The sequence below is a fragment of the Agarivorans gilvus genome, assembly GCF_001420915.1.
Lineage (GTDB): Bacteria > Pseudomonadota > Gammaproteobacteria > Enterobacterales > Celerinatantimonadaceae > Agarivorans > Agarivorans gilvus.
Genome location: NZ_CP013021.1, coordinates 904,606 through 928,082 on the forward strand (window position 1 = coordinate 904,606; position 23,477 = coordinate 928,082).

General features: G+C 44.8%; 18 protein-coding genes and 2 pseudogenes. 9 read left to right on the forward strand and 11 right to left on the reverse strand.

The features are described 5' to 3' along the window. Window positions 1–7 precede the first annotated feature (7 nt). Window positions 8–835, reverse strand: coding sequence for a PEP-CTERM/exosortase system-associated acyltransferase (locus AR383_RS04240; protein WP_229711236.1), 828 nt, complete (start codon window positions 833–835; stop codon window positions 8–10). A gap of 302 nt (window positions 836–1,137) precedes the next feature. Here AR383_RS04240 and fabV point away from each other — a divergent pair, with 302 nt between their 5' ends. Then, window positions 1,138–2,343, forward strand: coding sequence for an enoyl-ACP reductase FabV (fabV, locus tag AR383_RS04245; RefSeq protein ID WP_055732006.1), 1,206 nt, complete (start codon window positions 1,138–1,140; stop codon window positions 2,341–2,343). Window positions 2,344–2,386: 43 nt separating this feature from the next. On the opposite strand, the gene AR383_RS04250 is transcribed toward fabV, so the two are convergent. The 6 genes and pseudogenes from AR383_RS04250 to AR383_RS04275 form a co-directional block, all read right to left on the reverse strand. Continuing rightward, window positions 2,387–2,746, reverse strand: a complete 360-nt coding sequence (locus AR383_RS04250; protein WP_188407540.1) for a DUF2850 domain-containing protein — start codon at window positions 2,744–2,746, stop codon at window positions 2,387–2,389. Between the two features lie 64 nt (window positions 2,747–2,810). After that, entirely contained in the window at window positions 2,811–4,700 is a 1,890-nt protein-coding gene (locus AR383_RS04255) for a SurA N-terminal domain-containing protein (protein ID WP_055732008.1), read from the reverse strand. Between the two features lie 86 nt (window positions 4,701–4,786). Next, the gene (gene hupB / locus AR383_RS04260) at window positions 4,787–5,059 is read right to left on the reverse strand and encodes a nucleoid-associated protein HU-beta (protein WP_055732009.1); all 273 of its coding nucleotides are present in this window, start codon (window positions 5,057–5,059) and stop codon (window positions 4,787–4,789) included. A gap of 207 nt (window positions 5,060–5,266) precedes the next feature. Next, a complete protein-coding gene (gene lon, locus AR383_RS04265) occupies window positions 5,267–7,615 on the reverse strand; it encodes an endopeptidase La (RefSeq protein WP_055732010.1) in 2,349 nt (782 codons plus the stop codon). Window positions 7,616–7,740: 125 nt separating this feature from the next. Beyond that, the gene (gene ruvC / locus AR383_RS04270) at window positions 7,741–8,262 is read right to left on the reverse strand and encodes a crossover junction endodeoxyribonuclease RuvC (protein ID WP_055732011.1); all 522 of its coding nucleotides are present in this window, start codon (window positions 8,260–8,262) and stop codon (window positions 7,741–7,743) included. Between the two features lie 6 nt (window positions 8,263–8,268). Then, a pseudogene (locus AR383_RS04275) lies at window positions 8,269–8,972 on the reverse strand (YebC/PmpR family DNA-binding transcriptional regulator); the annotation flags it as partial. Between the two features lie 201 nt (window positions 8,973–9,173). Here AR383_RS04275 and AR383_RS04280 point away from each other — a divergent pair. From AR383_RS04280 to AR383_RS04300, 5 genes and pseudogenes are all read left to right on the forward strand, one after another. Further along, complete coding sequence (locus AR383_RS04280; protein WP_055731577.1) at window positions 9,174–10,091, forward strand: IS5 family transposase; 918 nt, start codon at window positions 9,174–9,176, stop codon at window positions 10,089–10,091. Window positions 10,092–10,446: 355 nt separating this feature from the next. Further along, window positions 10,447–10,911 carry a hypothetical protein gene (locus AR383_RS04285; protein ID WP_055732012.1) on the forward strand — a complete coding sequence of 155 codons (465 nt, stop codon included), beginning with the start codon at window positions 10,447–10,449 and terminating at the stop codon, window positions 10,909–10,911. After that, entirely contained in the window at window positions 10,880–12,073 is a 1,194-nt protein-coding gene (locus AR383_RS04290) for a hypothetical protein (protein ID WP_055732013.1), read from the forward strand. The genes AR383_RS04285 and AR383_RS04290 overlap by 32 nt, the downstream gene beginning before the upstream one ends. 1,175 nt (window positions 12,074–13,248) lie before the next feature. Continuing rightward, a pseudogene (locus AR383_RS21945) lies at window positions 13,249–13,658 on the forward strand (GGDEF domain-containing protein); the annotation flags it as partial. A 96-nt stretch (window positions 13,659–13,754) separates the two neighbouring features. Next, on the forward strand, window positions 13,755–14,606 hold the full coding sequence (locus tag AR383_RS04300; RefSeq protein ID WP_257720939.1) for an EAL domain-containing protein: 852 nt from the start codon (window positions 13,755–13,757) through the stop codon (window positions 14,604–14,606). A 64-nt stretch (window positions 14,607–14,670) separates the two neighbouring features. On the opposite strand, the gene aspS is transcribed toward AR383_RS04300, so the two are convergent. Beyond that, on the reverse strand, window positions 14,671–16,437 hold the full coding sequence (gene aspS, locus AR383_RS04305) for an aspartate--tRNA ligase (RefSeq protein WP_055732016.1): 1,767 nt from the start codon (window positions 16,435–16,437) through the stop codon (window positions 14,671–14,673). Between the two features lie 247 nt (window positions 16,438–16,684). On the opposite strand from aspS, the gene cmoA reads away from it, so the two are divergent. Next, entirely contained in the window at window positions 16,685–17,413 is a 729-nt protein-coding gene (cmoA, locus tag AR383_RS04310; RefSeq protein WP_055732017.1) for a carboxy-S-adenosyl-L-methionine synthase CmoA, read from the forward strand. 76 nt (window positions 17,414–17,489) lie between these two features. Here cmoA and AR383_RS04315 read toward each other — a convergent pair whose 3' ends face one another. Both AR383_RS04315 and AR383_RS04320 read right to left on the reverse strand, forming a co-directional pair. Beyond that, the gene (locus AR383_RS04315) at window positions 17,490–17,909 is read right to left on the reverse strand and encodes an HIT family protein (RefSeq protein WP_055732018.1); all 420 of its coding nucleotides are present in this window, start codon (window positions 17,907–17,909) and stop codon (window positions 17,490–17,492) included. A 52-nt stretch (window positions 17,910–17,961) separates the two neighbouring features. Next, complete coding sequence (locus tag AR383_RS04320) at window positions 17,962–19,392, reverse strand: hypothetical protein (RefSeq protein WP_055732019.1); 1,431 nt, start codon at window positions 19,390–19,392, stop codon at window positions 17,962–17,964. A gap of 136 nt (window positions 19,393–19,528) precedes the next feature. Between AR383_RS04320 and chrA the strand changes: the two genes are divergently transcribed. Further along, window positions 19,529–20,695, forward strand: coding sequence for a chromate efflux transporter (gene chrA, locus AR383_RS04325; protein WP_055732020.1), 1,167 nt, complete (start codon window positions 19,529–19,531; stop codon window positions 20,693–20,695). Window positions 20,696–20,739: 44 nt separating this feature from the next. Here the strand turns inward: chrA and AR383_RS04330 are convergent, their stop codons facing one another. Next, on the reverse strand, window positions 20,740–22,605 hold the full coding sequence (locus tag AR383_RS04330; protein WP_055732021.1) for a methyl-accepting chemotaxis protein: 1,866 nt from the start codon (window positions 22,603–22,605) through the stop codon (window positions 20,740–20,742). 113 nt (window positions 22,606–22,718) lie between these two features. Between AR383_RS04330 and AR383_RS04335 the strand changes: the two genes are divergently transcribed. Continuing rightward, complete coding sequence (locus AR383_RS04335; protein WP_157051638.1) at window positions 22,719–23,438, forward strand: hypothetical protein; 720 nt, start codon at window positions 22,719–22,721, stop codon at window positions 23,436–23,438. Window positions 23,439–23,477 lie beyond the last annotated feature (39 nt).

Genomic DNA, 23,477 nt, shown 5'->3' on the forward strand with positions numbered 1-23,477 from the left:
AAATTTATTAAGCTAGCTGAGCTATGTCTAAAGATTGAATCACTTCCGCTTCAATCATATCCATAAGAGGCTTTAAAGTAATTGGCAAATTCGTTCGGATCCTTTCGGCAGTAATGTAATAGGGTGCTCGCTGGCCATGATAGTCAACCACTGGGCCAATTTGTTGAAACTTAATACCCAATAGCGCGGTACTGCGAGCGAGTCTTGGCTCCATCATTACGTAAGCATGTTTAATATTATTTCGCTCAACCAGCACCGTTGCCGCTAAGTACATACTGGCAGTAATAAAGGGAAAACAACGTAGTTCTTCTTCATAGAGTTCAGCGACGTTAATTCCACCAATAGCAGACTGCTTAAACTGATCCGCTTTACGCCGACGAAAACTCGCTCGCAGCGCTAAACGCGAAATCTCACAAATATCTTCTCGTGCAAAGTTTTGTGGATGCAACGCCGCATCACTAATCGCGCCTTCGCAGTATTTTTCTAAAGGCAAAACTTGCTGGCCACTTGGCGCGACCACTCTTACGGTGCTGGCATAAGTACCTGAAGATTTATGTTTAACCAAACAATAATCGGAGTATTGGTCAAATTCATCCTGTTCAAGTTGTTGTGGATTGCAAGGTTCAAAACCTAACTCAGAGCAATATACGTCATGGCGCAGCCGGTAAACGTTTCGAATATCTTCTTTAGTAGCAGCCACGATCGGCTGAAAATAGCTAGCATAGTGAGCGGCGATCTCCTCAGCCTTTTGCTGAGCGGCATATTGCGTAGTTTTGCTAGTGGGCAAGCCAACTATTTTTCCTTCTATACTGGTCGGCAATATTTTACTTTTCAAATCTTCACCCTAATCCCTTAAGTGATAATTTAATTAATATACTTATTCCAATATGATTAATCATTGATACTATCTAATAGCAAGGATGTATAGCCTTTTTTGACTTTTAATTGACAATGCAACCCTCTGATTTAACAGACTTATGCTTAGTTTCTGAGGTAATGAGCGAAGAATGCAGCTTAAACTGCTCTGATCAGCTAGCCTACATGCCACTTTAAAAGTAAACATGCTAAAATTACGGCATTTTCAACGCTGTAAATCAGATCTAGCGTATAACAATCGGGTAAGTTTAAGGAATTAACATGATAATCAAACCCAAGATCCGCGGCTTTATTTGTACCACGACTCACCCGGTGGGTTGTGCTGAAAACGTACAACAGCAAATTGACTACACCAAGCAACAAGGCAAGGTAACAAACGGGCCCAAACGGGTATTAGTTGTTGGCTCGTCTAGTGGTTACGGCTTATCTTCTCGAATTGCCGCGGCATTTGGTAGCGATGCGGCTACCATTGGGGTGTTTTTTGAAAAGCCAGCCACCGAGAAAAAAACCGGAACAGCAGGCTGGTACAACGCCGCAGCCTTTGATCAAAAAGCCCATGAGGCTGGCTTATATGCGAAAAGCATTAATGGTGATGCCTTCTCTCATCAAGCTAAACAAGCCGCAATTAAACTCATTAAAGAAGACTTAGGCCAAGTTGACTTAGTGGTGTACTCCTTAGCATCACCGGTACGAAAACTCCCTGACAGCGGCGAGCTGATTCGCTCAAGCTTAAAACCCATCGGTGAAACCTATACCGCTACTGCTGTAGATACCAATAAAGACACCATTATTGAAGCAAGTGTGGAACCGGCCACCGAACAAGAAATTGCCGATACCGTAACCGTAATGGGCGGTGAAGACTGGGAATTATGGATTAATGCCCTAGATGAAGCCGGAGTACTCGCAGAAGGCTGTAAAACCGTGGCATACAGCTATATCGGTACCGCTTTAACTTGGCCAATCTATTGGGATGGCGCCCTAGGTAAAGCGAAAATGGACTTAGACCGTGCCGCTAGCGCTTTAAATAGCCAATTAAGCGATAAGCAAGGCAGTGCCAATGTAGCAGTACTTAAGAGCGTTGTGACCCAAGCTAGTTCAGCGATTCCAGTCATGCCCTTATACATTTCCATGGTATTTAAAATCATGAAGGAACATGGCTTACATGAAGGCTGTATGGAGCAAATCTATCGCCTATTTAGCCAACGCTTATACCGCGAAGATGGCAAAGTACCAGAGCTTGATGACAACAACCGTTTACGCCTCGATGATTGGGAATTACGCGAAGATATTCAACAAGCCTGTGTAGACTTATGGCCACAAATTACCACCGAGAATCTTAAGCAATACACCGACTACGAATACTATAAAGCCGAATTCTTAAAACTATTTGGCTTTGGTGTTAGCGGTGTAGATTACGAGGCAGACGTGGATCTACAAGTTCCCTTTGACGTGATTAACCTAGACTAATAACCACAACGATTCACGAAGCCCCAATTAGCTTGGGGCTTTTTTATTCCACTCGATGATAACGAATTCGGCCAGCTCTAGGTAAGTAAGCATCTACACTTTGGCCATCTTTAGATACCCGGTATTCAACTACCTTATCAGCAGATTTAACAATCACTCGATTACCATCAATTTTATACTCAGTAGCCACTTGGCTACTAGATTTCATTTGACCGCTTTCGGTAAATACTAAACGCTCTCGCTTACCGTAAAAAGCGTGCTCTGACTCCCACGTTCCAAGCAAGGGGTTATGCTGATGCCTTACCTGCGCACCGATTAGCTGTGGGTAAGCAAAGTAAACAAACGCTAATACACCAAGACCAATAGTGAGCAGTGCAATGAGCAATATTAGTGTCTTCTTCAATTTTAACTCCATAAAAAAAGGACGTTAAACGTCCTTTTTTCAGTATTTTACTTAAGAGCTAAGCTTACAATAAGTTTTCGATTTCTGCCTTACTTTTTAGCACATCGATTAACACTTGATAGCTTGCTTCAGTTTTTACATTAGCCAATTGTTGTAACCAACGTTGAGTCTCACTTGGATCGACAGACTCCGCTTCATTAACTGCGGTAATTTGAATCACCACTTGATCGCCATTCATCGCCGTAATTCGCTCAGCCACTTTTTGTTCACTTGGCTTAGCCATAGTGAACAATTGACGAACCACCTGAGGTTCTAAGTCTTGGCTATCGCGCCCTACTCGGTATTTAGCTTCTACCTGTAGATTTTGTTCATACAACAAGGCATCTAAACCTTCGCCTGAAAGCATCGCCTGTTTTAGGCTCTCAGCATATTCTTGAGCAGCTTTAGAAGCCTTAGACTGGGTTAGCGCGCTGGCGATCTGAGACTGAACCTCTTCAAAGGACTTCAATACAGAAGGCTGATGAGCAGTAACGCGAACCACAATATTACTCTCAGCAGCGAGTTGAATAGCATCGCTATTAAGACCTTCGGCAATAAAGTCTGCATCAAACAGTTTGTTTAACACCTGAGCTTGCGCTAGTTCGCCGCTAGCGTTCGAGCGAGTCAAGCCACTTAGGGTTTTACGCTCCAAACCGGTTTCTTTAGCCACATCAACTAATGAATCAGGAATTTCAAAGGCCACTTCCGCTAAGCGTTGAGCTTGAGCATAGAAAGCGGCTTGCGCTTGCTGTTGCTGCAAACGTTGGCTAATTTGCTGTTTCACTTCAGACAGCGGCTGTGCTTGCTCAGCTTGTAATTCCAGCAATTTAATAATGTGAAAACCCGCCTCGGTTTTAACCACATCACTAACTTGGCCGACTTCGCTAATTGCAAATAAGGCGCTATCAAAAGCTTCAGGTAATACACCACTTTCAAACCAACCTAGCTCTCCGCCGTTTTCGGCACTAAAGCTCTCATCAGAGGCTTCGGCCGCTAACTCGGCAAAATCTTCGCCGCTATTAATTCGAGCCAATAAGGCTTCGGCTTTAGCTTTATCTGCAGCTTCATCATCACTGAAGTTAACTAAGATATGAGCAACTTTACGCTGTTCTGGCTGACTGTAACTTTGTAAATGCGCTTGATAATATTGCTCGATTTCCTCTTCGCTAGGCTGAATAGTTTCGGCAATAGCGTCGGCATCAACAATAATATATTCAAGATCTACAGCCTCTTCGGTTTGGAAGTTACTTTGATGCTCTTGATAATAAGCCTGCATTTCCTCTTCAGTTGGCGCTTGTTGAGAGGAAAAATTAGCTAGCGGAACGGTAACGTAGCGAAGATCACGCGTTTGCTGATTTAACTTCACCAATAGTTCTGCTTCGGCAGGTAGTGCAAACTCACTGCCTAGTAGTGCCTGTTGTAACTGACGACGAGTTAAATCTGCACGAATAATATCTCTAAACTGCGCAGGTTGGAGATTAGCGCGGTAAAGAACCGCAAGGTAGCGCTCGTTATCAAAGCGACCATCAACCTGAAACTCCTGCATACCCAGTATTTGCGACTTCACCTGAGCATCACTAACACGTAAGCCATATTTATCAGCGGCTTGATCGAGTAAACGCTCGTTGATTAAACGCTGTAATACGTCATTTCTAAATTGCGCAATATAGTTAGGATCAGCAGCTAACTGGTTAAATGCATCACCAAACTGATTTTCTAAGCGGGCACGCTCATTTTGATAAGCTTGGTCAAATTCTGCTCGGGTAATCGATTCACCATTGACTTCAGCGGCTAATTGCTCACTTGGGCTTGCAATGTAGCTACCTACACCAGCCAGAGCAAAAGATAAAATGACCAAAATTAGAATTATTTTGGCTACCGGACCTTGGCTTCCTTCACGGAGCTTTTCCAACATGCTTAATTACTCTTTACCACATTTAATAATGAAAAAGCGCATCAGAGGATGCGCCTTTGACAGACCGCAAAATTGCGACTGACAATTTAGTTTACGGCGTCTTTCAACGCTTTACCGGCTTTAAACGACGGAACGTTAGCAGCGGCAATTTGAATCTCTGCACCCGTTTGCGGGTTGCGGCCAGTTCGGGCAGAACGTTCTTTAACTTGAAAAGTACCAAAACCTACCAAGGCAACGCTGTCGCCTTCTTTCAAGGTATCAGAAATCGCTTCGATAAAAGAATCCAGCGCACGGCCCGCTGCCGCTTTAGAAATATCGGCGCCTTCAGCAATTTTATCTACGAGTTGAGCTTTATTCACAATTGGTTCCCCTTGTTGTTATTCCTTTTCTTCTAACCACGGGAAGTTCCCTTTTTTCACGGTTGAGAATGAGGCTAGTTAGTCTAAATAAGTAAATTCTACCATCAATGTTATTATCAACGGCTTCCTTGCCAGCCTTAGGCTATAGCCCTTGAACAAGGCTGGCAAGTACTATTTTACGATTGCATCCCGTTTATTTGCATTGACTCAAGCTTTTACTTCGAAGCCTTCAGGATTTTGCTCTAATGCAACCTCGAGCACCTGCTCAATCCAGCGTACTGGAATGATTTTAAGGTCACCGATAACATTTTCTGGGATCTCTTCAAGGTCTCGTTCATTTTCTTTTGGAATTAAAACCGTTTTAATTCCACCACGGTGTGCAGCCAATAGTTTTTCTTTTAAGCCTCCAATAGGAAGCACTTCGCCGCGTAGGGTGATTTCCCCAGTCATGGCGACTTCAGCTTTAACAGGATTACCTGTCAAACTAGACACTAAGGCGGTACACATTGCAATACCAGCGCTAGGGCCATCTTTTGGTGTGGCACCTTCTGGCACGTGCACGTGAATATCACGCTTTTCATAGAAATCGTTATTAATTCGCCATTTCTCAGCACGAGAACGTACCACCGTCATCGCGGCTTGAATCGACTCCTGCATCACGTCTCCCAATGAGCCGGTGTAGGTCAGCTTGCCTTTACCTGGTACCGAGGCGGTTTCAATGGTCAGTAAATCTCCGCCCACCTCTGTCCATGCTAGGCCGGTCACCATGCCCACGCGATTATTTTCATCGGCTTTACCATAATCACAGCGCTGTACGCCTAGGTAATGACTGAGGTTTTGCTGATTAATTTCGACTTTTTTGATGTCTTTATTTAGCAGAATTTCTTTTACCGCTTTACGGCATAATTTAGAAATTTCACGTTCTAAACTACGTACCCCAGCCTCACGAGTGTAGTAACGAATAATGCCAATAATGGCACTATCATCAATAACAATCTCATTTGATTTCAAGCCATTACGTTTTATTTGCTTATCGATCAAATGTTGCTTAGCAATGTTGAGTTTTTCGTCTTCGGTATAACCAGACAAACGAATCACTTCCATACGGTCAAGCAAAGGACCAGGAATATTCATTGAATTTGAGGTAGCAACAAACATCACATCTGATAAGTCATAATCCACTTCCAGATAGTGATCGTTAAAGCTGTTATTTTGCTCCGGATCTAATACTTCCAGTAGTGCTGATGCTGGGTCACCACGCATATCAGAGGCCATTTTATCGATTTCATCGAGCAAAAATAAGGGGTTTTTCACCGCCACTTTAGCCATTTTCTGAATGAGCTTGCCAGGCATAGAGCCAATGTAAGTACGACGGTGACCACGGATTTCAGCTTCGTCACGTACGCCGCCCAAAGCCATGCGCACATATTTACGGCCAGTGGATTTGGCAATAGATTGTCCTAAGGAGGTTTTACCCACACCAGGAGGCCCAACAAGACACAAAATAGGCCCTTTCAGCTTGTTCACTCGGCTTTGCACGGCGAGGTATTCTAAGATGCGCTCTTTGACTTTTTCCAAACCATAGTGATCTTGGTTAAGCACCTGCTCTGCTTTGGCTAAATCTCGTTTCACTTTTGAGCGTTTTACCCAAGGTACACTGAGCATCCAGTCAACGTAACTACGCACAACCGTCGCTTCGGCAGACATCGGCGACATCATTTTTAGTTTATTAAGTTCAGCCTGAGTCTTCTCTTTTGCCTCGCTAGGCATCTTAGCTTCTTCAATGCGTTGGGCTAGCTGCTCAAATTCATCCTGACCGTCTTCAGACTCGCCCAGCTCCTTTTGAATCGCTTTCATCTGCTCATTCAGATAATACTCACGCTGGCTTTTTTCCATCTGCTTTTTAACGCGGCCTCGGATCTTTTTCTCTACCTGAAGCAAGTCAATTTCTGACTCCATCATCGCCATTAAATACTCTAAGCGCTCGGTGACACTAGCCAACTCTAGTACCGACTGTTTGTCTTCAAGTTTTAATGGCATATGCGCCGCCATGGTATCGGCTAAACGGGCAGCATCGTCAATACCAGAAACAGAAGTGAGCACCTCGGGAGGAATTTTCTTATTCAGTTTGATATAGCCTTCAAATTGACTAATCGCTGAACGAACCATTACCTCTTGTTCTTTTTCTTCTGGCTGCGCAGACACTACATATTCGGCAGACGCAATGTAGTATTCATCTTGTTGGATAATTTCTTCCAATCTAGCGCGCTGGCTACCCTCAACCAACACCTTGACGGTGCCGTCAGGCAACTTCAGTAGCTGTAAAATATTAGCCACCGTTCCAACGGTATATAAGTCGTCAGCTTGAGGGTTGTCGTTACTGGCATCCTTTTGGGCAACTAATAATACCTGTTTGTCTTGGCTCATCGCGCTTTCTAAACAGCGGATGGATTTTTCGCGGCCAACAAACAAAGGAATAACCATGTGCGGGTAAACCACAACGTCACGGAGCGGTAATACGGGAATTTCAAAACGTTCTGAACGCTCTAAGGTCATGTCGTCCTCTTTACCTTAGCTAATAATCTCTATCAGCATATTGGGTCAAACTTTTATAGTTTCAATTCTTAGTACAAGATAAATTTAAAAAAATTGGCTTACGGCTGCTTTTTTAGCAACTCGAGTTAACGTAAACGTCTACGTACCGTACCACGCACCTTTCCCGCCATGCCAATTAAACTTTGTCTGGTATGGCAATGACATAGCGCTACCGCCAAGGCATCCGCAGCGTCAGCCTGAGGGCTAGCCGATAGAGCCAATAATTGCGTCACCATGTGCTGCACCTGCGTTTTGTCTGCCGCTCCTGTACCGACAACGGCTTGTTTTATTTGCCTAGCCGAATACTCTGCCACAGGAATATCTTGACTTACGGCAGCAACAATTGCAGCCCCTCTAGCCTGCCCCAGCTTTAAGGCTGAATCGGCATTCTTCGCCATAAAGACTTGTTCAATGACAAACTCATCGGGAGAGAACTGGGCAATAATCTCACTGACTCCCGCATGAATAAGCTTTAAACGAGCAGGTAACTCAACTTCGTTGGTGCGAATACAGCCACTAGCTAAATACTCAGTTCGCCCATACGCCTGCTTCACTATGCCGTAACCGGTAATCCGCGAGCCGGGATCTATGCCTAAAATAATGCTCACTACTAATTACAACTTTTCGGCAAGTTCATTGGAAATATTTCTATTGTGGTAAACTTTCTGTATATCATCATCGTCTTCCAAAGCGTCAATCAGACGCAACAACTTAAGGGTGCAACTCTCATCTAACCCAGCTTGAGTAGACGCGATCATTGTGACTTCGGCATGTATGGCTAGTCGCTGTTGCGCATCTAAAGCATCTTTCACTGAGCCAAAATCAGCAGCAAGCGTTATGACATCCATACTGCCATCGTTATTTTCAATCACACCTTCGGCACCGGCTTCTAACGCCACTTCCATAATACGCTCTTCATCAAATTCTTCTACGGAGAACGAAATAACACCTTTCTTTTCAGATAAGTAAGCAACACTACCATCGCTGCCTAGGTAACCGCCACTTTTTGAGAACGCATGTCGAACACTAGCAACTGTGCGATTCTTATTATCGGTCATAGCTTCAACTAATGCTGCCGTTCCCCCAGGGCCGTAACCTTCATAAACTACGCTTTCTAACTGTTGACCGTCTAGCTCGCCAGCGCCTCTGTGTATCGCTTTATTCACGGTATCACGGGTCATATCATGAGACAGGGCTTTATCGATCGCCGTTCGAAGGCAGGGGTTGGCATCCAGATCGGAGCCCCCTTCGCGCGCAGCAACGGTCCCCCCCGAATAAACTTGGTAAATATTTTGCTGCGCTTAGCATCTTGAGCGGCCTAGCGATATTTAATATCACACTACATGTCATATCCAGCCATTTATTCCCCAAAAGCTGCTTAACCGAGGCAAATAGTAAACCTTAAGCAGCGGCTATTCCAAATTTAACATTCTAAGAAAGGCGTTGTTTCCTAAATCAGATTGAACTAACTCAGCAGTCGCGGATCTGATCTGTATCTATATCTGTCGGGTCACCAAACATGGGTAAAGCGAAAGGCAACATCACCAACTGGAAGCTGTACAACAGTGCACTGAAGCAACGCGGCTCATTGACCTTCTGGATGGATGAGAAAGCCATAGAACTATGGAATAACACTGAGCGCAGTGGTCGTCGAGGGCGCAGCCATACTTACAGTGACACCGCTATCGCAACTGCGCTGATGATTAAAGGCGTATTCAAGTTACCACTGCGTGCTCTTGAAGGCTTCATCAACTCATTGTTTCGCCTGCTCAAGGTCGACTTAAAATCTCCCGATTACAGTTGTATAAGCAAGCGAGCAAAGACTGTTGAAGTCAACTATCGCCTACCTAGCCAAGGTCAAGCGGCTCACCTCGTTATCGATGCTACAGGTCTTAAGGTGTTTGGCGAAGGAGAGTGGAAGGTGCGTAAACACGGCGCTGAAAAGCGTCGAGTCTGGCGAAAACTGCATATGGCAGTAGATGCCCAGAGCCATCAGATAGTGAGTGCTGAGGTCTCGATGGACTGGGTTCACGATAGTGAAGTGTTACCCACCTTGTTGAGACCGCTGCGGCGCAAAGTGAAAGCAGTAAGCGCTGATGGTGCCTATGACACACGGCAGAGCTATCAAGAAGTACAACGTAAGAAGGCTGTTGCACTAATCCCTCCACGCAAGAATGCAGGTATGTGGGAAGCGGGTCACCCACGGAACGTTGCAGTAAAAGCCTTGAAGCAAGGTGAGTTGGAAAACTGGAAACGGGACAATGCTTACCATCTTCGTTCACTATCGGAGACGGCGATGTATCGTTTCAAACAACTGCTTAGCGACAAGTTGAGTCTACGTTGTTACAACGCCCAAGTCGGCGAAATCATGGCCGGAGTGTGCGCGTTGAACAAAATGAGCAGGCTAGGTATGCCTGCTCGTCAGCTAGCTGAATAAAGAGGAAAACGCCTTGAGGTTACTGCGTTCGTTGCACTGAATTGATCAACAAGGCCTCTAAGAAAGCTAAGCCCACCGACAATAAAGAGCTCTTAAGATAAACTAAGCAGCCCCATACTTCACCGCCCAAAAGCATAAAAATACATTTGTAATATATAAATATATTGAAGCAATAGGATAAAACCGCCGCCTAGTTATTGATATAAATAACAAAAATAAAACAAAACAGATGCGCAGTGATGGATATTTAAACAAATAAAAACAATTTAAACTCACACTTAACTTATTGAAAAAATTAGCCTATATTTAGTTAATCAAAGGCATATAAGCTATTTATTATTTAGCATGGAAGGCTATGAACTTAACCGTTAAGCGCACAACCTCGGCTTTATGTTTGTGGAAGTGCTTAGTCTTAAGTCTATCTATATTTATTCACACCATATCCTTTAGCATGCCAGCTCATGCCAAGGTTTGGGTGGTTAGCCACGCCAAACAATCTGCCCAGCTCAATATCAACACTATACGTTCTATTTTCTCTCTTCGGCAAAAACATTGGCCAGATGGGCAAATGATAGAATTGGTAGTAATGGATAACAATGCACCACTGCATAAGCAATTTTGCCTAGATACCCTAAATCTATTTCCTTATCAACTCAGTAGAATTTGGGAGCGGCAGATATACACCGGCACAGCTGTCGCGCCAACTGTGGTTAGTTCAGAACAAGCGATGCTTGAAAGTATAAAAAACAACCCCAACGCAATTGGATATGCTAGCCAAGAGGTCAATAATGAAGCTCTTCATTCTTTTGTTGTTAACTAGTTTAAGCGCAGCATTATATGTAGGTCCTAGCCAAGCAAAAGGCTCTTGGGGAGGCTTTGTGTCCGCCAGCTATATCGATGTTAGCGCCAATAATTATTATGGCTACAACTCTGGAGATAGCGGCCCTCTATATGAAGCGGGTCTGCGCGGTTTTTGGCAACTCAACCCTAGTTGGTCCTTATCAGGTTTGATTATTGGTAGGGATAATGGAGACTGGTTCGAAAGCGGCTTGGAGCTAGATTACCTAAGCCTAAACTACCAAATCGCGGTTCATCAAGACTGGGAACTAAGTATTAAACTAGGCCGATTTAAATTAGCCAACGGCATTTACGGGGCCACTCAAGATGTGCCCTTCACTCGACCCAGTATCGTATTGCCGCTGTCAATCTATCCGCATATCCTCAAAGAGCAGAGCCTAAGAGCTGATGGTATACGTATTGATTTAGACCACTTTACAACCAATGGCCAGCAATACAGTTTTGCGGCATCCATCGGCAAAGAAAAATTCGATGAAAGCTTTACTCGGCGGTTTTTAGGTCAAGACCAAAATGGCAAATTTGAAAGCAAGTGGAACACCTCTTTGCACTTTGCGGCACGCCCTAATTCAGATTGGTACGCGGCACTAGAATATCGGCGCTTAGAAATGTATTTGAACAATGCCATCGACTTGGCGGGCCCACTAAGCCCTGTGGCCCTACCCTTCGACTTTACTATTGATACCGAGCAATACATTGCTTCACTGCAGTATTCACAACAACATTATGAATTAACCGCAGAATTTACTATGCGTAGAGGAGGGACATCGGCTGAAGGCAAAAATCAGTTTGCCAAACCACTAGAAGGCAATTTCGACGGCAGTATCGATATGAACGCCTATTACCTTCAAGCGGTGTACCTCATTAACCAACAATGGAATTTGCTTGCACGCTATGATAATAGCCACTTTATCGACAACGATATTGAGCCCAACTTAAGAAACTTAGAAGACATCACCATTGGATTCACCTGGAACTTTCATCGAAATTTTCAGTTAAAACTAGAGCACCATTGGTTCATTGGCACTTCCATGATACCGCCGGTTCGTGACTTAAACCTTAGCCGCACAAATAACCCAGAACGCTACTGGCGCTTATTTGCGGCACAACTAAGTTATCGTTTTTAATAATTCACTCTATGCTTAATATGATAACACTTAATTAAAATGCATCAGTGGTATAGAGAACAGAAGGAATAACAATGACCTTGAGCCAGTTTCCTTTGATGGATCTAAAAAACCGATACATTAGCGTAAGATTAAAACTTACCTTAGCTTTAATTTTAGCTGCAGGCATTGTTGTTAGTATATTTGGCGTAACTGCTACCGAGCACTATCAAAACCAGCAAGAGCAGCTAAAACGCAGCTATCTGGACAACTATTCCTTAGAATTTAACGATCAAATTGAACGATTAAGTGACAGCGTCACCTACATCTTTGAAACTCAAACCTTACTAAGCCAAACCGATAGCCTAGCGGAATTAGACCGTTATTTAGCCAAACGTTTACCTGAGTTGCAGTGGCTGCTGCCAATTAATAATGGCTGCACCGTCTTCACCGTAGACCAATACCGCTGTGCCAACGTAGATGAGCCTCCACCGCGGCAATTACTTGAACAAGTGTCTTTGTTAGCTAGGCCAATGCGCCTACTACAATGTGTTGAACGATGTTTTTTATGGGTTTCACTTCCGATACGCACTAGAAGCGCAGAACAAGGCGTACTGGCTTTTCAATTAGATTTAGCTGACGCCCTGATCAATGTTACTGAGCGTGATGATATTGAAGTCGCCATCATCGATCTTGAGCGGCCGATTTATAAAAGTGTATTGTTAGCCACCAATACCCAAGTACTCAGTCAAAACTGGTTTGACAATGCCATTGAGTACCGTAACCACGCTAATATTGAGTTTAACGTTGAAGAAAAAACCATTGTTGGTAAGCAGTACCCAATAAGAGACAGTGCTAGCCCTTCACTAAAACTACTGATATTAAAAGACTGGAGTGAGCAAATACGCTTGCAAAACCAGTTTTCTAACAAGCTATTAATGCTGCTGCTTTTTACCATGATGTTAGCGATTGCTATTGGCATCATACTGATGCGCAGACCACTTAACAGCCTTCGTTACCATACCGAAACATTGCCTAGTATATTGCAAGAAAAAAGCTATCAACCGCAGGCCAAATTACAGTTTTTTCATGATGAGTTTGACTCGCTGGATGACATCTCCATTGAGCTAGCCAATAGCTTTGCCAGAATGAGGGAAAACATTGCAGAAAATACTAAAGTCTTAGAAAAGATGGCAATGGAGGATCCTTTAACCGAGCTGCCCAACCGCACCGCTTTTCTCACCCAATTAGGCATAGCCTTACAAAAGGCCAAGAATCAAGGTAATGAGATAAGCCTAATTTATATTGATTTAGATAACTTTAAAACCATAAACGATACCCTGGGGCATGACTTTGGCGACCTATTATTGATACAGGTAGCCAAAAGAATCAAACATTTAGGTAAATCCGCTTCCGGTACCTACCGTTTGGGGGGGATGAGTTTACCTTGCTGATCACCAATCAAGACAAAGACAGCGTATTAGGTTTTTCCTATAGCCTTGCTCAAGAAATTGCGCGCGATATTACATTATCGGGAATCACAATGCGTGTTACTCTTAGCATTGGCATAGCAACAGCTAAGCAAGCCGAATACGACTCGCAACTGTTAATTAAATACGCTGATTTGGCAATGTACTCCTCTAAGCGCCAAGGCAGAAACTGTTGCACCCACTTTGATATTGAACTGGCGCGTCAAAATGACATGGTATTTACCATTGAGAATCAATTTCAAAATGCCATGACCCAAGACCAACTCGAACTATTCTTACAACCGCAAATATCGATGAATCAGCAGCAAGTTACCGGCTTCGAATTACTCTTACGCTGGAACCACCCCACTCAAGGCTTGATGAATCCGGGCCAGTTTCTAGACATCGTTGAAGCGGGCCGACACATTCTACCCCTGGGTTATTGGGTGATAGAAAAATCCATCGCACTATTAGAAGAATTACATCAACAAGGCCATCAAGGGTTAACCATTGCTTTCAACATTAGCGGACGGCAATTTGAAGACAAGCATTTCGCTAAGCGACTCATCAGCAAATTTAATACCGCGAATATCGGCGATAATTACCTAGAGTTAGAAATTACCGAAAGTGTTGCAGTACAAAATTATCAACAGGTGAAAAATCAACTTAAGGAAATTCGCCAAGCAGGAATACGGGTCGCCTTTGATGATTTTGGCAAAGGCTTTACCTCGCTCAGCTACTTAAGCAATTTAGCCTGTGACAAAATTAAATTTGACCGCGAGTTTGGCCACAACGCTCTTTCGTCGAAACCGACGCAAAATATCGTACTGAGCATGCGCGAACTAATTAACACTCTAAACTACGAGATATTAGTGGAAGGAGTAGAAACCCTAGAACATGCTAATTGGCTGAAGAAAAATGGTTTCGACAAGGTACAAGGTTACTTCTTTGGTCGGCCTCAACCTAAATCTGAAGCACTGGCCTTTTACCAACGATGTAACGAAAAAGGCGCCCTATTAGATAAAAATGACCAAGTTATTCATTTGCATCCATTAATCAACATGCCTAAAGCAAACAACAACTAAGCACTACAGATACAAAAAAGGCGAGCTAAATAGCTCGCCTTTTATCATCATGCTTAGAAACTAACTATTTAGCCTCAGGCAATTGTACCTGTAAAGCTAACTCATTAAGCGCAACGGGATTAGCCGCACTTGGCGCGCTGGTAAGCGGACACGCTGCAGTAGCCGTTTTAGGAAAGGCCATTACATCACGAATAGAGCTAGCGCCCGTCATTAACATCACCAAACGGTCTAAACCAAAGGCTAGACCAGCGTGTGGCGGCGTACCGTATTGCAAGGCTTCAAGTAAGAAGCCAAACTTCTCTTGAGCTTCTTGCTCACTAATACCCAGCACTTTAAAGGCCGCAGCTTGCATATCTTGCTTATGGATGCGCACACTACCACCACCTAGTTCACAACCGTTTAGCACCATATCGTAAGCATTCGACAATACGCCCTCTGGCGCACTTACCAGCTGCTCGGCGCTCACACCTTCAACAGGAGCGGTGAACGGGTGGTGAATAGCATGGAATTGACCATCGACTTCTTCAAACATCGGGAAGTCGACTACCCATAGCGGCTTCCATTCATCTGCCACTAGGCCTAAATCTTCACCCACTTTCAGACGTAAAGCGCCCATAGCTTCACAAACAACATTGGCTTTATCTGCGCCAAATAGGATTAAGTCGCCATCTTGAGCCTGACAACGCTCTACAATGGCGCTAGCTACTTGCTCGTTTAAGAACTTCAAAATGGGTGACTGTAAGCCCTCGAGGCCATCGCTCACTTGGTTCACCTTCATCCAAGCTAGGCCTTTGGCACCATAAATACCCACATATTTGCCATAGTCGTCAATTTGTTTGCGCGACAAGCTAGCACCACCAGGCACACGCAATACTGCTACACGGCCTTTTTCATCATTAGCTGGGCCTGAGAATACTTTAAACTCAACATCTTTAACTAGATCGGCTACGTCCACCAGCTGCATAGGGTTACGTAAGTCTGGCTTATCTGAGCCATATAAACGCATCGCTTCTGCATAGGTCATCTGTGGGAATTCACCTAAGTCCACATCCAACATGGCAATGAACAACTCGCGAATCATTTGCTCGGTTACTGCCATCACCTGATCGGAACTCATAAATGAGGTTTCAATATCGATTTGCGTGAACTCAGGTTGACGGTCGGCACGTAAGTCCTCATCGCGGAAACATTTCACGATTTGGTAATAACGGTCCATGCCCGACATCATCAATAACTGTTTAAAGATTTGTGGCGACTGCGGCAAAGCAAAGAATTGGCCTTTGTGAGTACGACTTGGCACCAAGTAGTCACGCGCACCTTCTGGGGTTGCTTTGGTTAAAATCGGCGTTTCAATATCTAAAAAGCCATTGTCTTCCATAAAGCGACGAACAAAACCGGTCACCTTGGCACGGAACATCATTCGCTGGGTCATCTCAGGACGACGAAGATCTAAATAACGGTAACGTAAGCGCTGCTCTTCCGAGTTATCTTGGTTACTGTCTAAAGGAAGTGGCGCAGCACGGTTAAGAATTTCCAACTCTAAACCCAATAGCTCAACTTCACCGGTACGCATATCTTGGTTAACCTGGCTATCTGGACGCGCGCGAACTCGGCCCTTCAAGCGAATACAAAACTCATTACGTAAACTATTAGCAGTATTGAAGACGTCAGCACGGTCTGGGTCAAACACCACTTGCACAATGCCTTCTCGGTCACGCAAGTCAATGAAGATAACACCGCCCAAATCACGACGACGGTTAACCCAACCGACTAAATTTATTTCTTGATCAACTAACTCTTTAGTGACTTGTCCACAGTAAACAGTGCGCATTTGGCCTTTCCCGTTTTACGTTTTTAAAATTTAGTAAATGAATAACTCCGACGGAGCCCTTTGGCAACATCAAGGAGTGAAAGGGCGATAGTATAAAGGAAAGCGACCATAAATAAGAATAGCGATAGAGCAATAAATCTAGTGCAGACGACAATTTTGCCAAAGACAAGCACGCTTTGGCTGGTTACAATGCCCCACTTATACGATTTTGTTTTTTTACAGCCGCTTTTGCGTACGAGAACCAGCCATGCAAGGCAAAGATACTCTATTTTCTAAACCTATAACCCAACTCGGTGAATTTCGCTTTGACGAACAGGTCGCCGAAGTGTTTCCCGATATGATCCAACGTTCGGTGCCGGGCTATAGCAACATCATCTCAACCATTGGCCATTTAACAGGGCAATTTCACCAAGCCAACAGCAAGCTCTATGATTTAGGTTGCTCGTTAGGTGCGGCCACCATGGCAATGCGCCGTGCCGTCACCAAACCGGGCGTGGAAATTGTTGCAGTAGATAACTCGGCGGCCATGCTAGAGCGCTGTCAAAAACACCTTGATGCGTTTCGCAGTTCAGCCCCAGTAAGCCTGTTATGCGAGGATATCTGCGAGGTGGAGATTAACCAAGCGTCGGTGGTAGTGTTAAATTTCACGCTGCAATTTATTGCTCAAGAGCAACGCTTGGCCCTGCTGACAAAGATCTATCAGGGAATGTGTCCAGGAGGCTTACTAATAGTCAGTGAGAAGTTTCATTTCGAGCAAACCAGTACCCAAAATTTAATTAGCGAATTGCACTTAGATTTTAAACGCGCCAATGGTTACAGCGAGTTGGAAATTAGCCAAAAACGTAGCTCGCTAGACAATGTTCTAGTCACCGATACCATTGCTCAACATAAACAGCGCTTTGCCGATGCCGGCTTTTCCGCCAGCGAGCTGTGGTTTCAATGCTTTAACTTTGGCTCTTTAGTGGCGATAAAATAGCCCCGCAGCTAGGCCTTATTATTTGGCTGAGAAAACAATGCTCTCAGCCTGATTCAGACTTTCAGCTTTATTTATCCTATACACTAAGCAAGGCAGCAATTTTATCGGCAAAGGGCTGCAGCTTAGCACTATCCACCATATTGCGAGCATGGCTTCGAGCTTCAGCCAATGAACCGGGTATAATATGAAAATGAATATGCGGTACTGTTTGACCAGCTTGTGCACCATTAAACTGAACCAAACTCACGCCTTCTACTTGCATTGCTTGTTTTACCGCTTCCGCGACTTTCTTAACCGTTTTAATGGTCGCAGCAGCCCCTTCTTCAGATAAATCAAATAAGGTTTCTGCAGCTTCTTTAGGAATCACCAAGGTATGGCCGTCGGCCTGCGGCATAATATCCATAAACGCCAGAGTGTATTGGTCTTCATAGACTTTTAAGCAGTCCATTTCACCACGGATAATCTTCGCAAAAATATTGTCGTTATCGTAACTCATAGTATTGATTCCTAATACTTTTCAATCGCTAATAGCTATGTATAAAACCGCATTATTGCACACCTAGAGCCTGTAGCAAGTCAGCTTGGTCAAAATAACGTTCGCCGATAAAGCTTATCGCGTGGTCACCAAAACGTCTCAGCGAGCCCGGCTGCTTCACCCCCATTGGCCAAAAAAACCAACGTTCTAATCGCTGCGACCCAAACACATAACCGTTGTTATCAAATACACTGCTCTGCCCCTCGCCTCGCGGCAAACTCAGCAAGCTCTGCCACGGTAGCAATTGATAGCGCTGTTGAAACAAAGCATCTGAAAGGGATGCAGGACTTAAACCCACAATCTGATGGGTGTCTGCGCTCACCGACACTCTCATGTTTCGGGCCGCCTTCACCCGGTGCATTAACACCGGTTCTTGGCCGACTTGCTGAACGGCAACATAAGACTGTTGTTTTGGTAGCATTAAGGTATACCAACAGCCACAAAGATGAATGCTGTCATAAGCTAAGATGTTTAAGTCTGGACTTAAATGAATACGAAAAACCAGCGCATCATGTTGGCCAGCCACCCAATCGATGGCGCTCAGTTTAGGTCGCTGTTTAAACCATAAAATGTAATTTAGCTGTATCGTGGTCTGTTGCTTGAAACGCCCATAGCTGATTTTTGAATAGCTCAGCGCCTCACTTAAATCAACACTCAAATTTTGCCGCTGCCAAAATGGTTTACCCGGCAGGTTGTTTGAATCGGCATCTTCGATTAGCCATTGAGGCGCGTGCCAACTTAATAAACGTTGAGCTTGAGCTGCATCGCTTAAACGACCAAAGTTATCCAAACGTAAGGGTTGGGTTGGCGCGGGTCCCGGTTCGTCAGGCACAAACAAACGGGAACGTTGGGCAGAGAAACCACTATAAGGCTGCTGACGCGCAGCTAACCAAGTTTGCTTTAAATGGTCTTGTTCTTCAACCACTGCCCGCTCAAATACACGAGAGCTCAGCGGGTATAAACCCAATATCTTAGCACTTGATGAATAGTCATCTTCTGGTTGTATCTCCGCCAGTAAGGCTGCCGTACTGGAGCTTGATTGTAAATAATGCTGCTTGGCCTTAGCGAAGCAAGTTTTTGTATAAGCGCCAAACTCATCTATTTGATAACGGGTTAACCATTGTTGCTGCAAATTGGGAGTTAAGTTTTGCCACTCCAACCACAAGCCTTGTTGAGCCAATTGAAGCATGGCATCGACGATGGCTGCTTGTTTGGTAGCAGAATCTGCTTGCTCTATGAAACTATAAATAAACCGTTGAGAGCGCAGCGCCGGATGCCCCTTGACTCGTGTCGCTTCGAGGGTTCCCACATGCTGATCTAACAAACGATCTAGCGCCTCTATGCTAGAGGCACAACTATATGCTTCGGGCCGAAGACTACTACAGCCTTGCAACAGTATCGCGCCCAAAAACACACACCATGCCCAAAGCTGCCCTGTCTTCATTCGACCTCCTTCACTGATTATCCAAGTCATCTTCACTGCGCGATGCGGCTTTCGCCCCAATAGCTAAGCGAGCTTAGCAATAAATTTGTAACCCAAGCGTCATAAACTTAAGGCTTTATCCTCAGCAGAACTCACCATGATAAAATCCGCCTTTGATGTTTTCACATGCTTTCTTCGACTAGGCTTAGTCAGCTTTGGTGGCCCCGCCGCGCACCTAGGCTATTTTCAACAGGAGTTTGTGCATAATAAGCAGTGGCTGTCTCAACAGCATTACCACAACTTGCTAGCCTTAAGCCAGTTTTTACCCGGCCCCGGCTCTTCACAAGTCGGTTTTGCAATTGGCTTACATCGCGCCGGTTTACTTGGAGCCCTAGCAGCATTTATCGGTTTTACCTTGCCATCAGCACTACTTATGACAAGTTTAGCCCTTGTTTCGCAACTGAGTACCGAGCTTACTTGGATGGGAGGCTTAATTGCCGGCTTAAAAATCGCAGCCTTAGTGGTAGTCATTGATGCCCTCAGCCAAATGTACCACCAGTTTTGTCGTAACAAATACTTAATTACTGCCTGTATTTTAAGCTGTTGTACGGTGTTATTAATCCCCAGCATCGCTAGCCAACTTGGCAGTTTAGCCGTCGCAGCGCTTAGCGGCGGATTACTACATAAACGGCTTGAACAACAGCTTAATGTCACCCCACCTTGCTCAAACCATGGCGGCAAGATCCGCTGGCTTTATCTAGCTACCTTCATCTTATTGATGATATTAACTTGGCTACCGATACAAGCTAGCTTAGCGACTTTCAGTCATTTTTATCAAGCGGGAAGCTGGGTATTTGGTGGTGGGCACGTAGTACTTCCGCTGCTCCAGCAATCACTGGCCCAACAGCTTCCAGCAGAGCAACTGTTAAGCGCCTACGCTGCGGCGCAAGCGGTTCCCGGCCCGATGTTCAGTATCGCCAGCTACCTAGGCGCAGTGGTTAACCCTGGCTCGCCACTACTTGGCGCACTGCTCGCTACCATTGCTATATTCTTACCTGGGCTGTTATTAGTACTAGCCTTTGTGGATGTCTGGCAAACCATTGCTCAACAAGCAAAGTATGCCGCAGCCATTCATATGCTAAATGCAGCGGTGGTGGGTTTATTAATGGCGGCAATGTACCAGCCTATATTTATCAGTGCGGTAACCACCAACTTAGATGCAGTATGCGCACTGTTAGGGCTATTTTTACTGCGAGTACTAAAACTGTCGGTATTGTGGGTATTGCTGAGCTTGGCGCTAACCGGGCTACTTTTTTTAGGTTAACGCTGTGGCCAATAGCCCGCCGCGGCGGGCTATTATTGACGTGCTTAGAGTTTAAATGCGCTAACCTCTTTATGCAGTTTATCGGCAATAGCATCTAGTTCTGTGGCTCGTTGGGAACTCGATGCAGCTTGTTCAGCTAGCTCCATAGAGGCATCTTGGATCCCTTGGGTATTTCGTCCCACTTCTTCGGTGACCGCTCGTTGTTCTTCTGCGGCACTGGAGATTTGCGTCGCCATATCACTAATATGAGTAATCGAGTTGGTGATGCTTTCTAGCATCTCTGCGGCCTTGGTAGCCTCTTCCACACTAATATTAGCCAGCTGCTGGCTTTCATCCATGGTTTGCACGGTGCTCTGGGTATTGGCTTGTAAGCGCTCCAACATGGTTTTGATTTCTTCGGTAGAGCTTTGAGTGCGTTGCGACAAATTACGTACTTCATCCGCCACCACCGCAAAACCACGACCCTGTTCACCGGCTCGTGCGGCCTCAATCGCAGCATTTAATGCCAATAAATTGGTTTGCTCAGCAATCCCCTGAATGGTAGATAAAATATCGCTGATCTCCTGGGTATTACGTTCAAGCTCCTGCACCGTAGCCACTGCGCCATCAAGTTGGCCAGCGAGGCTACTCACCTGCTGTTGATTACGGCCTATCAACACTTTACCTTGCTCGGAAAACTCAGCTGATTCACGGGCTGCTTCTGCGGTTTGTTCAGCATTGTTGGCCACCTCATTGGCGGTAGCGGCCATTTCATTTACTGCCGTCGCCACTTGAGTCACTTCGGCTTGCTGGCGTTCTATTTGTTGATTCGAGTCTTGAGTAGACTGGTTGGTTAAAGTCGCCGCTTGTTTTAGATGGTCAGCATCGTCGGCTATATCTTTCATTAAGCCATGCAATTGTTGAATAAGGCGATCAATACCTGCGGCTAAATGACCGATTTCATCTTGACGCTGCAGGTTAATCCGCTTAGTTAAATCGCCGTCTCCTGAGGCCAGTTCATTAATCGCGTCACCTAATACTTCAATAGGTTTAAGCATCGCGCTAATCACTTTCAACATAACCACCGCGATCACCACAAACAAGATCACCGCAAATACTGCAGAGTTACGAATTAAATCGTTAACCGGTGCAAGCGCCGCTTGTTTATCAAAAACAAACATTAAGTACCAATCGGTACCATCGATCGGCGCAACACTGACAAAACTCGCTTGATTACTTACCGTTATTTCACTGATAGCAGCACTCTTAGCTTTTTCTTGAATTAACTCAGTACTCAGCTCATCTGACAAGTTAGTGATGCTCTTAAGCACCATGTCTTTGTTAGCGTGAATAATGATTGAGCCTTGGCGATCCACAATCACCGGATAGACGTGCTCATTGGCCAAGTTCAATACCCGCTGAGTAACACTGTCTAGGCCTAAATCCCCCGCATAGACCCCACCACTCACTCGCTGCGCCACTGAGATAACCATTCGTCCGGAAGTAGCATCAACATAAGGAGCAGAGATAAACGACCCGTTAGCTTGCGCGCCTTTATACCAAGGCCGAGTGCGCGGGTCATAGCCTTCCGGCAGGGTTTCATTTGGATCATGCATGGTCATTTCACCTTCGGCGCTACCAAAGTAGAAATAAATGAAATCACCGCTATTTTTGGCCTGCGCCAAATCACCCAAAAACGTGTCGGCTTTAGGATCAGAAGTCATGCCTCGCGCGATAGCCAATTTGGAGTCGAACCACATGCTCACCTGATCGCTAGCAGCTCTACCTAGCTGACTGGCTTCTGCCGCAATATCTTGGCGCGTTTCTTGGCTTAAAGCTCTAGCTTGAAACCAGGTTTGTACAGCGCTTAATACCGCTAGCAGTACTAATATAATTAAGATTAAACGCTGTTTAATCGATAAGTTGCCCATTTAAGTGTCCTCTTACATACCGCTTTGTTTTTTTATTGTGAATATTCAATTGATTGGCTTAAAAGTGTGCTAGCATTTGTTACTTATTGATGCTAACCCTTGCCTTATTATTTATGAATGAGTATTTAAAATTACTGGTTACATTACCTTGTTTATGGCTGAGCTTTAGCTCACCGTTGGCCGCTCAGGTTGAACAATTTGAATACGATGATTTCATTATTAGTGATTGCCCTAGTAACGCCCCCACACTAAGTATTAGTGAACCCCACACGCTAGCTTTGCTAACGCAACAAAGCCAAACACTGATTAATACGGTTAATGGCAGCCTAGTAGTCGCGGCAATCCCCTATCTAAGTATCGACGAAAAACAGCAAAGCTATAGAAAATTTTCATTAAATCAAAAAAGCGTAAAATTCAGCCACAACAACAGCACTCCAGAGATGTTTATGTATGGCTGGCAAAATCAAGCTTTTGAGTGGTTTAATAGCTACCGCTCGAACCAAAACCCCTTAAGCCCTAGCCCCTTTTTAGCGCTGGCCCGTTACCAAAATCAAACACTGGCTTTTGCCAGTGCTAGCCTAACGAAGCAACAACAATTGCCGACACTATTAAACGACAATTTTATTCAGCAGCGGGAACCTTTAATCGTTTTTATTCGACTCGACTCAGTGCTCTCTGAACAAAGCAAACAGCACTTAGAGGCCGCCCATTTACAGCACAAGCAACATGGCGATGTATTGATTGCTAGCCGAGGGATCGCCATATGCGATAGCGGAAGTCTTAGCCACAATCAGCAACAACGATTAGTATGGATAAAAACAGCGCCTAACTAAGCTTGTTTTGCCTCAAGTACTCAGCTGCAGCTCGCCAAG